The organism is Lysinibacillus sp. G01H, assembly GCF_028872195.1.
GTDB classification, from domain to species: domain Bacteria; phylum Bacillota; class Bacilli; order Bacillales_A; family Planococcaceae; genus Lysinibacillus; species Lysinibacillus capsici.
Map to the genome: position 1 here is coordinate 3,764,014 of NZ_CP118397.1, position 13,666 is coordinate 3,777,679.

A 13,666-nucleotide genomic window follows, 5' to 3' on the forward strand; every position below is an offset into this window, starting at 1 on the left:
TCCCCTTCACTACCGTTCGTCTGTTAGTTTTATCTTACCTTACTTACTGGCAAAAGAACAATAAGCGATTAGCATGACATTCATACCTGAAAAGTATGATAACTTAACCACCTATTTTTTCACCACGCCTTAATGCATCCGCAATCTCATCAATTTTTCTCAATCGATGGTTAACACCTGATTTACTAACCGTTCCACTAGATACCATTTCACCAAGCTCTTTTAATGTCACATCTTGGTATTCAACACGGAGACGTGCTATTTCACGAAGCTTCTCTGGTAGTTGATCAAGACCAATTGAATTTTCAATAAATCGAATATTCTCAACCTGCCGTAATGCTGCTCCAATGGTTTTATTTAAATTGGCAGTTTCACAGTTCACAATACGGTTGACACTATTACGCATATCTCGCAAAATCCGAACATCTTCAAATTTCATCATAGCCTGATGCGCGCCAACAATATTAAGGAAATCTGAAATTTTTTCCGCTTCCTTTAAGTAAGTCACAAAGCCCTTTTTACGTTCAATTGTTTTGGCATTGAGTTCAAATTCATTCATTAAATCCATTAATGCCTCACCATGTTCTTTATATAAAGAATAAACCTCTAAATGATAAGCCGATGTTTCTGGATTATTGACGGAACCTCCTGCTAAAAAGGCTCCTCTTAAATAAGCTCTTTTTTGGCCACTCTTTTGAATGAGCTTTCTTGAGATAGTATGGTTAAATTGAAAGTCGTCTGAGATGATTTCTAAATCAATTAATAGCTCACGTGCCCCTTCTCTTACACGGCATATATACACGTTATTTTTTTTCAATCGCATCTTCTTACGAACAAGTAATTCCACATTGTACGGATACAATTTTTTCATAATCGTATATAGTCTTCTGGCAATTGCAGCGTTTTCGGTTTGCACGTCTAAGCTTAGTTGTTTATTTGCAAAGGATAATGAACCATTCATACGAATTAGGGCAGAAACTTCTGCTTTCATACAATGATTGTCCGCTTCTATTTGTGTCAATTCTTTTTTTGTTTCAGAAGCAAAAGACATATCACGCCCCCCTTTCAATCATGATTTCTATGTATATGTTCATCTTACCATATACAATAAAGCCATTATGTTTCTATTATTGGTCCTCTTACTTTTTGATGGTAAATATCAGCATAATCTACCAGCCATTCTGCAACATTTGTAGCATTATGTCGAACCGTTCCATCTGGTCGAATTGTAGCAATGTCTCGTTTGATAACTTCTAATCCCATACTTTCAAGCTTTGCCACATCAAATGTTACTGGTTCCGCTCTTTCTTCTTTATACAGTTCTTTTACAGGGTTAGGGAGTTCTTCATCATTTACTAAAATGGAATCGATAAAATCATGGCCAACATGCCTATGTATGGCTGTTACATGATCGCCTGCTGTATAAGAAATGGTTTCACCCTTTTGTGTCATTAAATTACAAACATATATTTTTCTTCCTTTAGCCTTAACAACTGCTTCACCTATTTCCTTAACAAGCAAATTCGGAATAATACTGGTATATAAGCTTCCTGGTCCTATTAAAATATAGTCTGCACGAAGTATTGCACGAATAGCTTCTGGTAACGGTTGCACATTTTCAGGTACTAAAAAAACGCGATTAATGCGTTTTGTCGCTGTCGGGATTTTTGATTCTCCCTCGATAATTGAACCGTCCTCAAGCACAGCATGTAAGGTGATTTTTTTATTTGCAGCTGGAATAACTCGACCATGAACTTTTAAAACCTTTCCCATCTCACTGATAGCATGATTGAAATCACCTGTAATATCAGTAAGGGCTGTAAGCATTAAATTCCCTAAGGAGTGACCTCGTAAATCTTCAGATGCCGAAAAACGGTATTGAAACATTTGCTCTACAAGGGGCTCAATATCTGATAATGCTGCAATCACATTGCGTACATCACCAGGCGGTGGGATATCGTAATCATCACGTAAACGACCTGAAGATCCACCATCATCTGCTACTGTTACGATAGCAGTAATATCAAATGGGTGATGCTTCAGCCCGCGAAGTAACGTGGAGAGCCCTGTGCCACCACCAATTACTACAAGCTTTGTTTGCTTTTTCCCCATTCACTCATTCCTTTCTACGAGTAATATCACGATGCGTAATAACCGTATTTTCCTTGCCCGCAAAATATGCACCAAAAAATTCTGCTAATGTCACGGAGCGATGCTGGCCCCCAGTACAACCAAAAGCAATAACAAGCTGTGATTTGCCTTCTTGTCGATAGAGAGGAATCATAAAGTCTAATAAATCCGTCAGTTTTTGTATAAGGATTTGCGTATCTTCCAACGCTAACACATAAGAAGATACCTCTGTTTGAAGACCCGTTTTTGGACGTAGCTCCTCCACATAATACGGGTTTTTAAGAAAACGAACATCAAACACTAAGTCCGCATCAATCGGCATACCATGTTTAAAGCCAAAGGACATAATGTTAACGGTAAAAATAGTATCTGCCTCACTTGCAAATTCTTTGACGATTTTTTCACGTAATTGCTTTGGTTTCATGTTAGATGTGTTATAAACAAAATTGGCACGACCCTTTACTTCAGATAAAAGTACTCGTTCCTGTTTAATTCCATCTAGAGGTAAACCATTCACTGCTAATGGATGTGCACGTCTTGTTTCTTTATAACGTCTGACTAATGTGGCATCATCTGCATCTAAAAATAAAATACGAGCAACAATATCGCCTTCTTTTAGTATATGGTCTAATGCGCCAATTAGAGCATCAAAAAAGTCGCCTCCGCGCATATCCATTACTGCTGCAATTCGGGTACTGTTTTTACCAGAATCTCTTAATAAGGTTAAAAAAGTTGTAAGTAACGCAGGTGGTAAATTATCAATACAGTAATACCCTAAATCCTCAAAGCTTTGAATAGCTACTGTTTTCCCAGCCCCAGACATTCCTGTAATAATAACCAATTCATGTGTACTTTGTTGGCCTTCAACCACCACTGTCATGCAACTCCTTTATTGTTCTTTTGAAATTTGTATTTTCTGATGAAGTAGTTCAAAATTCGTTGTATAGTCAAACGTGCCATACTGAATGCCAGATTGCGAAACAGCAAATTGTAAATTAGTTCGATCTCCTTCAGCCATTGGCAAGTGTGCTAAATCCTCTACTGGGTGCCATGCAAGTTTGCCTTCTCTTGTTTCTTCAAATGGTACTCCATCTATATCCTTGGCAACAAATGTATAGAGCATCCATTCATCCACTACGTCATTGTTTTCTTTAATGATCATCGTATAAACACCCTTTAAATGAACATGTAAAGGTATGACGTTTGTCTCTTCTTGAAACTCTCGAATAGCAGCCTCAAAGATTGACTCGCCACTCTCCATTTTCCCTCCTGGAGCTACATACCAGCCTCGTCTTGGTTTCTGAAGTAATAATACTTTACCGTCTTTTACGGCAATTAAATTTGCAATTCTTTGCATAGGCACACCTCTAATCACTTTTGCATTCTACTCTTCATTATAACAAGACCTTGTAAGTTTTGTCCTCATTTACAACTCTTGTACGCAGACAATTAACAATTTAGTTCTATTTAAAGATAACCACTTCATCTTGCGCAAAATTTACGTATTTCGTGATATTATTATTTGATTTTTTACACAAAAAAAGTAGGTTGCTCCCACCTATTGGAGGCGGAAACAACCTACTAAACAAAATAAAAGGGGGATTGCTAATTACATTTTTAATCATACACCTTTTATATGTCATTCAAGTTACAGCAATATTAAAACCACATTAAAATTGTATTTTTTTCCTTAAAATAGCCATATTAGGCATTAATTTTCTCTAATAGCTCTTCTACATAATGTTGAACAGCTTGTGCGGCAATACTACCGTCACCAGTTGCTGTTACAATTTGACGAAGTGATTTTTCACGAACATCTCCAGCTGCAAAGATACCTGGGATTTTTGTTTCCATCGTTTCATTTGTCAAAACATAGCCAGCCTCATTTAAAATACCTAATGACTCGAATGGTTTAGTTAAAGGTAGCATACCTATATAGACGAAGACACCATCTGTAGCAAATTCAGATTCTGTACCATCAACAGTTGATTGTAGTGTTACACTGCCAACTTTACCATTCGCTTCATTGATTTCTTTTACAGTTGCATTCCAAATGAAATCAATTTTTTCATTGGCAAAGGCACGATCTTGTAGAATTTTTTGTGCACGTAATTTATCGCGACGGTGGACAATTGTCACTTTATCAGCAAAGCGAGTTAAATAAACACCCTCTTCAACAGCTGAATCTCCGCCACCTACGACAACTAGATTTTTTTGTTTAAAGAATGCACCATCACATACTGCACAATAGCTGACACCACGGCCACCAAGTTCTTTTTCACCAGGCACACCCATTTTTTTATACTCTGCACCAGTGGTAATAATAATGGCACGTGTTTTATATTCTTTTGCACCTGATTTAATTGTTTTATATTCTTCTCCATCGATGATTTCTGTGACATCACCATAGGCATATTCAGCACCAAATTTTTTCGCATGCTCAAACATTTTTGTAGAAAGCTCTGGTCCTAAGATTGTCTCAAAACCTGGGTAGTTTTCTACTTCTTCTGTGTTTGCCATTTGTCCACCAGGAATGCCACGTTCAATCATTAAAGTTGACAAATTTGCACGAGATGTATAGACAGCGGCAGTCATCCCAGCAGGTCCTGCACCAATAATTACTACATCATAAATTTTTTCTTCCGACATAAATACTTCCCCCTAAACAGAATACTTTTTATCTTCATTCAACCAATTCACGCAACGTCATCTATAGAAGAAGATCAATGACATTAAGGAAAAATTGGTGATAGCGTTAGTATGTTCATCGTATGTGAAAGTATAAAGTTATTCAACTATGTTGCTCACATTAATCATGACTGTTTGGCAAAAACGTTAAGATTTCGTCAATATACTTCGATAAAGTAGATACAGATACTCCATATTGCTGCGCAATTTCCTTTTTTGTCACTTTAAGCATTTGCGAAGATCTGAATAAATAATCATTTGCTCCTGCAATTGCTGTTGGATTTGTAAAACGATAATTTTCTATTAACGCTTGTTCACATAGCACAAACCACATTTGAAACATCGGTACAATTAATGATGATAGCTTTCCATACTGTTCTAATAAAATTTCTGAAACCTGTACTGATCGTAAAAAGCTTGCTTCTACTTTATTTTTCTTATCAAATTCATGTCCAAGTGCATAAGCCAAAAACAATTTTTCAAAAGAGCCAAATTGTTCAATATTAATCCATTTCGGATGGGCGATAATTTCTTGCTTATGCGCTGTACCTTTCAGTAAAAATAAACCAAAAATGCGCTCACTTGTATAAGTACTCTCTAATTTTTCAACAATAAAATCACGATCATGCTCCAATGCATCAAGTCCATATTCATTTTCTTGTTGGCGCCAAGGTTCGAAGCCCTCTTTGTCTGGGTCTAACTCTAGTAGCTGATCCCATGCACTTTTCGAAATCTCCTCATGTCCTGAGAAATAAGCAGCATGTGACAGCCAAAAGTAAAATCCTGCATCTCCTACATAGCCTCTCTTTTGCATACTGCGCAACCATTTATAGGCTAATTCATATTGGCCGATTAAGGCTAAGGTAGCACCAAGTTTATAACGATGCTCCCAAGTATAGGGTTGAATTTTAATAAGAACATTTAACAGTTCTTGTAAATCCTCTTCGTTTTTTTCATAATACGCAATCACCGTTAAATTGCATAATGCATGTAGATTGCCCTTATTTTCACGTAGCACTGTATGCAAGAGAGCCTTTGCTTGCTCTTCTTCTCCAACATAAAAATAAGCGAGTGCTAGATTATTATAGGCTGACCAAAATGCTGGTCGATCTTCAATTAAATCTTCTAAAATAGTAATAGCTTCAGGAAAATCTCCCTTTTCCATACAACGACGAGCTTGCTCCTGACGATATAAATCCTCACCAGAGCCTTCAAGCTCTTCAAAATCATCTTGCTCAAAAGCGACAAACTCTAATATTTCTGCTGCTTCATCCGCATAAGCACCCTCAGGTTCTAGCTTTAAATATTCTTCTGCAAAGCGTTTAGCATCATGCATGATGCCCACACACCCTGATACTTCTGCCATGTAAAATATGATTTCTGGATTATCTGGATCAATTTGATAGGCGCGTCGAAGTAGATCATACGCTTCCTCAAAACGTTGACCTTCTAACTCTACTATGGCTAACTGCAAGATAATCATTGGATCGTCGGGACTTAAATCTACCGCACGCTGTAAATATTTATAGGCTTTATTCATTTGTCCACTGTTCATTGCTTGTATTGATTTCTTATAATAATAGTCGCCTGTTGGAATGAACGACACTATATTCGATTGAGTCTCATTTTGACGTTTCTTTTCCAATATATTTCCTCCGAAACAAGAAATAAGGAACGTATTCTACGTTCCTTTACACAGTAACTCCTATTATACCACACAATCAAAAATATGCTGTTATTTCTCCTCGTGACGTTTTTCCAACACATGTAGAACATCATAAATGCTTACTTTTTGTTCTTGTAATAATACGAGTAGGTGATATATTAAATCAGCTGCCTCCCATTTTACTTCCTCAGCATCTCGGTTTTTGGCTCCAATGACCACCTCTGTTGCTTCTTCCCCAACCTTTTTACAGATTTTATCAATGCCCTTATCAAATAAATATGTAGTGTACGCTCCTTCTGGCATTTCCTGCTCTCGCTTTTCGATGACACGGGCAAGTTTAGAAATGATGTCCACAGAGCCTACCTTCTCTTTTTGCTGAATAACCTCAGTGAAGCAAGAAATTGTCCCATTATGACATGCTGGACCTGTTGGTAGAACCTCTACTATTAACGCATCTTGATCACAATCCGCTTTGATTGAAATCACTTGTTGTGTATGGCCACTTGTTGCTCCCTTATGCCAAAGCTCTTGACGGGAACGAGAATAAAACCAAGTTTCCCCTGATTCAATTGTTTTAGCTAATGACTCCTTATTCATATAAGCTACTGTTAATACCTCTTTTGTATTGGCATCTTGTACTACAGCTGTAACAAGACCTCTCTCATCAAATTGAATGTTCTCTATCATCTTACTGCCACTCCTTTTTCACGTAAGTATTCCTTTACTTGCGCTACACTTGTTTCTTTATAATGGAAGATGGAGGCTGCTAGTGCAGCATCTGCATCCACCTCATGTGCTAATACTTCGTAAAAATGTTCGGCATGTCCCGCCCCACCACTAGCTATCACAGGGACTGTCACAGCTTCACGCACTGCTTTGGTTAAGGCTAAATCAAAGCCTGATTTTTCTCCATCTTGATTCATACTTGTTAATAAAATTTCACCAGCTCCTAAGCGTACAGCCTCTTTGGCCCACTCAATGGCTGACCAAGAGGTTTTGTTGCGTCCACCATGTGTATAAACCATCCATGTGCTATCTTCCTCACTATAGCGAGCATCGATTGCTACAACAATGCATTGTGCGCCAAAGTAATCAGAGCCTTCCTGAATAAGGGCAGGTCTTTCCAACGCGGATGTATTCACTGAAACTTTATCAGCACCTGCTCGTAAAATACGCTTCATGTCCTCCAACGTACGAATGCCTCCGCCAACAGTAAAGGGTATGGCAAGCGTAGCCGCTGTTTGACGAACGACATCTACCATCGTTTCTCGACCTTCATGTGAAGCAGAAATATCTAAAAATACAAGTTCATCTGCTCCTTGTTCATCATAGAACTTCGCAAGCTCCACTGGATCTCCTGCATCTCGGATAGAAACAAATTGTATACCTTTTACAACACGACCTTCTTTCACATCAAGACATGGGATAATACGTTTTGTTAGCATGCCTTCACACCTTTCAACCATTGCTCTAATAAATAAACACCTAATTCCCCTGATTTTTCAGGATGAAATTGCATGCCAGTCACAGAACCATTCATCACAATACCAGGTACTTTAATGCCATAGTAATCAGCATAGGCAACAAGCTCTGATTCTCCTATATCTGTTGCATAAAAGGAGTGAACAAAATAGACATGCTTCGCTGATACTTCATTGTGTAACCATGCAGGACGATTTGTTACAATCAGTTCATTCCAACCCATATGTGGTACTCTGTATGCTTGGCTGTCTTGGATGCCGCTAAAGCGTTTAATACACCCCTTGAAAAACCCTAGCCCCTTTGTTGGGGTTACCTCATCACTTTGCTCGAATAATAATTGCATACCTAGACAAATTCCTAAAAGAGGACGGTTTTCTCTTTGTGCCTTCTGTAAATATTGGTCTAAGTTTGTTTCAGCTAAACGTTTTCTGGCATCAGGGAATGCACCCACCCCAGGTAATAAAAGTGCGTCAGTTGCATCTAACGCCTTCTCATCAGCCGTTATAATAACTTCACAGCCTAGCCTTTTTAAAGCCTGCTCCACACTAAATAAATTACCCATTCCATAATCAATGACACCTATTTTCACGTCAACAGCCCCTTAGTCGATGGTACGCCTTTAACACGCGGGTCAATTTCCACTGCGGCATCAATCGCACGTGCTAATGCTTTGAAAATTGCCTCAATAATGTGATGTGTATTCTGTCCATAAGGAACAATTACATGAACATTCATCCTTGCCTCAAGGGCAAACTTCCATAAAAATTCATGAACTAATTCTGTATCGAACGTTCCTACTTTTTCTTTTAATGCTGGCACACGATACTCTAGATGAGGTCGATTCGAGCAATCGACAACTACCTGAGCTAGTGCATCATCCATCGGTACAAAGGCGTTACCATAGCGTTTTATGCCTTTCTTATCACCAAGTGCTTCTCGAACAGCCTGTCCTAATACAATACCAAGGTCTTCTGTTGTATGGTGATCATCAATATAAGTATCGCCATTTGCATGTATTGTGCCATTAAATAGTCCGTGCTTAATAAATAAATCAAGCATATGGTCCATAAATCCAACGCCTGTTTGGATATCTGCCTTGCCTTCACCATCTAAATCAATTGCTACTGAAATTTGCGTTTCATTCGTTGTACGCTCTATCTTTGCATATCGTTTCTTTTCTGTCATCGTCCTATTCCTTCTCCCATCCACGTGATTCCACTGCACGAGCATGGCCCTCTAAGCCTTCCATACGCGCTAAACGTGCAATTTTTGGTGCATTGTCTCTCCAGGTTTTTTCACTATAGTAAACAATACTTGATTTTTTCACAAAATCATCAACATTTAAGCCACTTGCAAAACGAGCCGTACTATTGGTTGGTAGTACATGATTGGTCCCTGCAAAATAATCACCAACTGGCTCAGAACTATACCGACCTATAAAAATACCACCAGCATGTCTAATTTGCTCAGCTAGCGCCTCTGCATTTGCCGTCACAATTTCCAAATGCTCCGGTGCTAATGAATTAATGGCTTCCACTGCATCTGCCAACGTTTCAGCTACATAAATTACCCCAAATTTCTCTATGGAAGCACGAGCTACTTCTTGACGCGGCAAGTTCAGCAGCTGCTTCTCTACTTCCTCAGCTACTTTTTTGGCTAATTGCTCGGAGGTTGTGACAAGAATGGCGCAAGCTAGTGGATCATGCTCTGCTTGTGATAAAAGGTCTGCAGCAATTTCATCAGGATAGGCTGTGTCATCAGCCAGCACAGCAATTTCACTCGGTCCTGCAATCATATCAATGGCCACTTCTCCAAATACCTCACGTTTGGCAAGTGCCACATAAATATTTCCTGGGCCTGTTATTTTATCAACTGGGGAAATTGTTTCCGTGCCATAGGCAAGTGCAGCTATTGCTTGTGCCCCACCAACTTTATAAATCTCATCAATCCCTAAAAGGTGAGCCGCCACCAGTACACCTGCTGGTAGTTTCCCATTCGGCCCTGCTGGTGAAGTAATAACAATACGTTTCACCCCTGCAACCTGCGCTGGTATCACATTCATCAATACCGATGAAGGGTAGGCTGCTGTCCCCCCTGGAACATATAGTCCTACTGCATCTAAAGCAGTTACCCGTTGGCCTAACCAAGAACCATCTCCCAGTTCTAGGCGATACCCTGAACGCATCTGTTGTTCATGATAAAAACGAATATTTTCTGCTGCTTCCGCTAAGTCCTTATATAGTTGAGGATTGAGTTCACTTACTGCTTCTTGTATTTCTGCTTCAGAGACACGTAAACTTTTAGGGACATAGCCATCCCATCGCTCAGTATAGGTGCGTAACGCCGCATCTCCCTGTGCCTTAACATCCGAAAGCACTTGTCGTACAACTTTTATTTGTTCCTCATTTCCTCCTTCAAGTGGTCTTTTTAAGGAAATGCCTTTTTCAAGCTTTGTTATTTTCATAGGATGAATCCCCTTTAGTCCTTCATATGTAGCTACAAATGATTACTTTTTTGCTCATTCACACATTTCTTTAATCGCTTCACGAGATCAATAATACGCTCACCTTTCATACGATAACTTACAGGGTTTGCAATTAATCGAGAAGAGACAGCAGTAATAAATTCATATTCTACTAAGCCGTTCTCTTTTAATGTCCGACCTGTAGAAACAATATCGACAATTCGATCAGCTAAGCCAATCATTGGTGCTAATTCAATAGAACCGTTGAGCTCGATGATTTCTACTTGCTCTCCAATGCCTTTGTAGTACTTCATGGCAATATTCGGATATTTCGTAGCAATTCTAGGCGCAATCTCATTCATGGAGGTGTTTGGTAGGCCTGCAGAAGCGATATAGCAATTACTAATTTTCAAATCAAGTAATTCGTGCACCTCTCGCTGTTGCTCTAACAAAACATCCTTACCAGCAATACCAATATCAGCAACACCATGTTCAACATAGACAGGAACATCCATTGGCTTTGATAAAATAAAGCGAATTTTTTCCTCTGGTATTTCAATCATTAATTTACGTGACATTTCTACTTCTTCTGGTAAATTAAAACCTGCCTCTAACAACATTTGATATGCCTCTTCAAAGATTCTTCCTTTGGGCATTGCAATCGTTAATTCATTCACCGCCAACTTCCTCCTGTCCAACTACCACCACTTCTGTAAAGTATGCTAAAAAGGCCGCCTCATCGACTAGACTACTACGTAACTGCAAAGTAGCTAATTTTCCTGATGCTCGTAAATTTTTAACCTTTAGTAAAGCTGCCTCAAATTGTTCTTCTTCAAAAAGAACAACTGTTGCTTCCTGTCGTTTCACTGACTGTCCATTTAATGTTTCTAATAAACGATCCACACGAATACTAAATCCTGTAGCACCAACCTTGGAACCAAAAACTTCTAACAAGCCATCATAACGACCACCATTTCCTAATAGAAAGCCACTTCCTACAGCAAATACTTCAAATAGCATACCTGTGTAATAACTCATATGACTCGAAAGTGTGAAATCAAAAGCTACATAATCAGCTAAGTCAGCCATTTCAAGTAGTTGAGCTAGTTGTTGCATATATTCTAATGCATCATTTTTACGGACATATTTTTCAATATCTCGTATATCTCTGACATTCATGGCTTCTTCAATAAATTGTAAGAGGGCATCGGATTTAGCTTTTGGTAGATCAAATGACGCTACGGCTTCTTCAAACCCTACGTAATTTCGTTGGACAAGCAATGTTCTAAGCGTTATTTGCTGTTCGATACTCTCTGTGTAATCTTGTAAAATGCAATTTAATATACCAGCATGTCCAATTGTGATTTTAAACTCTTCCAATTTAAAATGCTTTAATAGCTCCATTGCCGTTACAATAACTTCTGCATCGGCAAAAACTGATTGATCACCTATTAACTCAATTCCCATTTGATCAAACTCAGCAGGCCTGCCTCCCTCTGCTTCCTGGGCCCGAAAAACGCTTGCAAAATAAGCAAGACGTAGTGGGATCATTTCCTTTAATAGTTTCGATGTAGCTACTCGAGCAATTGGTGTAGTCATGTCTGGTCGCAGCACTAATGTATTTCCTTGGCTATCCACTAACTTAAATAAATGAGCATCAGCAATCGCTGAAGCCTTTCCCACTGTATCGAAATACTCCACCGCAGGCGTTTTAATAAACTCATAACCCCTTTTATATAAAAAGTCTCTGCCAGCATGTCTAACTGCTTCAACTTTCTCATAGATTTGCGGGAATGTATCGCGCATTCCAAGTGGTTTTTCAAACATTTTTATCGACGACATATGGACACTTCCTCACATTTTACTTTAATTCACTAGAGTATTAGAGAATTAGATTATGAAAGAATTTTAACTTATTTCAATAATACAGTCAACGATATCCTCATTAATTATCGAAATCTTTAAAAACTTATTATTCTGTTAATTATACACATTGAATTGAAAAGATTTGCAAAAAAAGCATGACTCATTTTACTTAAAATTTGACAAAATACTTTAGTGAGAACGAGAGTATGTCTAAATTGTGACAAATCAATTTTTAATAACTTAAAGTATTCGCTAAAAATTGATAATGATTCTCTCCTAACAAATCATTGTTAAAAATAAAGAGTTTTCACTAGAGTATTCTCAATACCAATAATTATATTTATACAATCATTTTTAACCAACCACTTAAAATGAATCTCAATCTCATTATCATCAAGAATGCTTTTATATCAATTTTTTTATTGATTATTACTCTCATTCTATTTTTCTTTTCACACTCCAAAAAAACTAATATAGAATAGCATTAATAACAAAAAGAACCATATACATTACACATTGGAGGGATTTATTATGGCATGTCCATTCGTACAACTTAGTGAGCAAATGATCGTTAGTATTTGTAAAGGCTAGTTTTATCCTGGTGACAAGGTAACACTTCATACAACTGAAGACATTGATGGGACTGCAATTAAATCAACTTTTGTTGAAACAACTTGCCTAGGTGATCATGACACATGTGAATTCAAATCAGATTATGACGCAGTTCTTGCTTAAACAGTAAAAGCTACTCCAAAACTAGTGTTTTTTGGAGTAGCTTTATATGCAAAAAACTCACGAAGTATATCTCTATACTACGGGAGTTTTTTTATTTCTTTGGTGGACACCACTCTACAGCCTCATTACGTTTGCGCTCTGTCATTTGTGCAGCAGTATAAATTATTCGCATTGGATTACCCCCTGCTAAACAGCCTGCTGGCACATCCTTATGGACAAGAGTAGCTGCTGAAACAATGGCACCATCACCGATTGTTACACCTGGTAAAATGGTTGTATTTGCCCCTATCATTACTTCATTTCCGATATGAACATCACCTAAGCGATATTCCTCTATTAAATATTCATGCGCTAAAATGGTTGTATTAAAACCAATCACCGTATTGTCTCCAATGAAAATACGTTCAGGAAACATGGTATCTGGCATGACCATTAAGGCTAATGACGTTTGCTTACCAATAGTCATGTTTAAAAAAGTACGATATAGCCAGTTTTTCACACGTAAAAATGGTGTGAAGCGTCCGATTTGAATGACAATGAAACACTTCATCACCTTCCAAAAGGACACCGTGTCATATATATTCCAAAGTGAATTGGCTCCTTCGACACGATAACGTTCTGTTTTACGCGCCATC

The 13,666-nt window shown here is 38.2% G+C and carries 14 protein-coding genes; all 14 read right to left on the minus strand.

Going from position 1 to position 13,666, the window contains the following annotated elements; all coding sequences use genetic code 11:
- Positions 1-103: 103 nt before the first annotated feature.
- The 14 genes from whiA to PSR12_RS19230 all read right to left on the minus strand — a co-directional run bounded on the left by whiA (position 104) and on the right by PSR12_RS19230 (position 13,665).
- Complete coding sequence (gene whiA, locus PSR12_RS19165) at positions 104-1,051, minus strand: DNA-binding protein WhiA (RefSeq protein ID WP_004228019.1); 948 nt, start codon at positions 1,049-1,051, stop codon at positions 104-106.
- A gap of 65 nt (positions 1,052-1,116) precedes the next feature.
- Complete coding sequence (locus tag PSR12_RS19170) at positions 1,117-2,112, minus strand: gluconeogenesis factor YvcK family protein (RefSeq protein ID WP_004228011.1); 996 nt, start codon at positions 2,110-2,112, stop codon at positions 1,117-1,119.
- Between the two features lie 4 nt (positions 2,113-2,116).
- Positions 2,117-3,010 (minus strand): RNase adapter RapZ, encoded by an 894-nt coding sequence (gene rapZ, locus PSR12_RS19175; RefSeq protein ID WP_274770151.1) that lies wholly within the window; start codon positions 3,008-3,010, stop codon positions 2,117-2,119.
- Positions 3,011-3,019: 9 nt separating this feature from the next.
- Positions 3,020-3,487, minus strand: a complete 468-nt coding sequence (locus tag PSR12_RS19180; protein ID WP_004228007.1) for an NUDIX hydrolase — start codon at positions 3,485-3,487, stop codon at positions 3,020-3,022.
- Between the two features lie 347 nt (positions 3,488-3,834).
- The gene (trxB, locus tag PSR12_RS19185; protein ID WP_004228004.1) at positions 3,835-4,779 is read right to left on the minus strand and encodes a thioredoxin-disulfide reductase; all 945 of its coding nucleotides are present in this window, start codon (positions 4,777-4,779) and stop codon (positions 3,835-3,837) included.
- Positions 4,780-4,939: 160 nt separating this feature from the next.
- Positions 4,940-6,463, minus strand: coding sequence for a tetratricopeptide repeat protein (locus tag PSR12_RS19190; RefSeq protein ID WP_221681176.1), 1,524 nt, complete (start codon positions 6,461-6,463; stop codon positions 4,940-4,942).
- 90 nt (positions 6,464-6,553) lie between these two features.
- Positions 6,554-7,171: a bifunctional phosphoribosyl-AMP cyclohydrolase/phosphoribosyl-ATP diphosphatase HisIE gene (hisIE, locus tag PSR12_RS19195; protein WP_221681175.1), complete on the minus strand. Its 618-nt coding sequence runs from the start codon at positions 7,169-7,171 to the stop codon at positions 6,554-6,556.
- A complete protein-coding gene (gene hisF, locus PSR12_RS19200; protein ID WP_221681174.1) occupies positions 7,168-7,929 on the minus strand; it encodes an imidazole glycerol phosphate synthase subunit HisF in 762 nt (253 codons plus the stop codon). Before hisF ends, hisIE begins: the two co-directional genes overlap by 4 nt.
- The gene (gene hisH / locus PSR12_RS19205; protein ID WP_221681173.1) at positions 7,923-8,555 is read right to left on the minus strand and encodes an imidazole glycerol phosphate synthase subunit HisH; all 633 of its coding nucleotides are present in this window, start codon (positions 8,553-8,555) and stop codon (positions 7,923-7,925) included. Before hisH ends, hisF begins: the two co-directional genes overlap by 7 nt.
- Complete coding sequence (hisB, locus tag PSR12_RS19210) at positions 8,552-9,151, minus strand: imidazoleglycerol-phosphate dehydratase HisB (RefSeq protein WP_004227994.1); 600 nt, start codon at positions 9,149-9,151, stop codon at positions 8,552-8,554. The genes hisH and hisB overlap by 4 nt, the downstream gene beginning before the upstream one ends.
- 4 nt (positions 9,152-9,155) lie before the next feature.
- Positions 9,156-10,430 (minus strand): histidinol dehydrogenase, encoded by a 1,275-nt coding sequence (gene hisD / locus PSR12_RS19215; RefSeq protein WP_221681172.1) that lies wholly within the window; start codon positions 10,428-10,430, stop codon positions 9,156-9,158.
- Between the two features lie 32 nt (positions 10,431-10,462).
- Positions 10,463-11,107, minus strand: a complete 645-nt coding sequence (hisG, locus tag PSR12_RS19220; protein ID WP_004227990.1) for an ATP phosphoribosyltransferase — start codon at positions 11,105-11,107, stop codon at positions 10,463-10,465.
- Positions 11,100-12,272 (minus strand): ATP phosphoribosyltransferase regulatory subunit, encoded by a 1,173-nt coding sequence (locus PSR12_RS19225; RefSeq protein WP_221681171.1) that lies wholly within the window; start codon positions 12,270-12,272, stop codon positions 11,100-11,102. The genes hisG and PSR12_RS19225 overlap by 8 nt, the downstream gene beginning before the upstream one ends.
- 850 nt (positions 12,273-13,122) lie before the next feature.
- A complete protein-coding gene (locus PSR12_RS19230; RefSeq protein WP_257520510.1) occupies positions 13,123-13,665 on the minus strand; it encodes an acyltransferase in 543 nt (180 codons plus the stop codon).
- Between the last annotated feature and the right edge of the window lies 1 nt (position 13,666).

What these genes read in the sequence shown, in the direction of transcription:
- PSR12_RS19225 (WP_221681171.1), bottom strand. Translation starts at nt 12,272, where the DNA reads ATGTCGTCGATAAAAATGTTTGAAAAACCACTTGGAATGCGCGATACA.
- whiA (WP_004228019.1), bottom strand. Translation starts at nt 1,051, where the DNA reads ATGTCTTTTGCTTCTGAAACAAAAAAAGAATTGACACAAATAGAAGCG.
- hisF (WP_221681174.1), bottom strand. Translation starts at nt 7,929, where the DNA reads ATGCTAACAAAACGTATTATCCCATGTCTTGATGTGAAAGAAGGTCGT.
- hisD (WP_221681172.1), bottom strand. Translation starts at nt 10,430, where the DNA reads ATGAAAATAACAAAGCTTGAAAAAGGCATTTCCTTAAAAAGACCACTT.
- hisIE (WP_221681175.1), bottom strand. Translation starts at nt 7,171, where the DNA reads ATGATAGAGAACATTCAATTTGATGAGAGAGGTCTTGTTACAGCTGTA.
- trxB (WP_004228004.1), bottom strand. Translation starts at nt 4,779, where the DNA reads ATGTCGGAAGAAAAAATTTATGATGTAGTAATTATTGGTGCAGGACCT.
- PSR12_RS19230 (WP_257520510.1), bottom strand. Translation starts at nt 13,665, where the DNA reads ATGGCGCGTAAAACAGAACGTTATCGTGTCGAAGGAGCCAATTCACTT.
- hisB (WP_004227994.1), bottom strand. Translation starts at nt 9,151, where the DNA reads ATGACAGAAAAGAAACGATATGCAAAGATAGAGCGTACAACGAATGAA.
- PSR12_RS19170 (WP_004228011.1), bottom strand. Translation starts at nt 2,112, where the DNA reads ATGGGGAAAAAGCAAACAAAGCTTGTAGTAATTGGTGGTGGCACAGGG.
- PSR12_RS19180 (WP_004228007.1), bottom strand. Translation starts at nt 3,487, where the DNA reads ATGCAAAGAATTGCAAATTTAATTGCCGTAAAAGACGGTAAAGTATTA.
- rapZ (WP_274770151.1), bottom strand. Translation starts at nt 3,010, where the DNA reads ATGACAGTGGTGGTTGAAGGCCAACAAAGTACACATGAATTGGTTATT.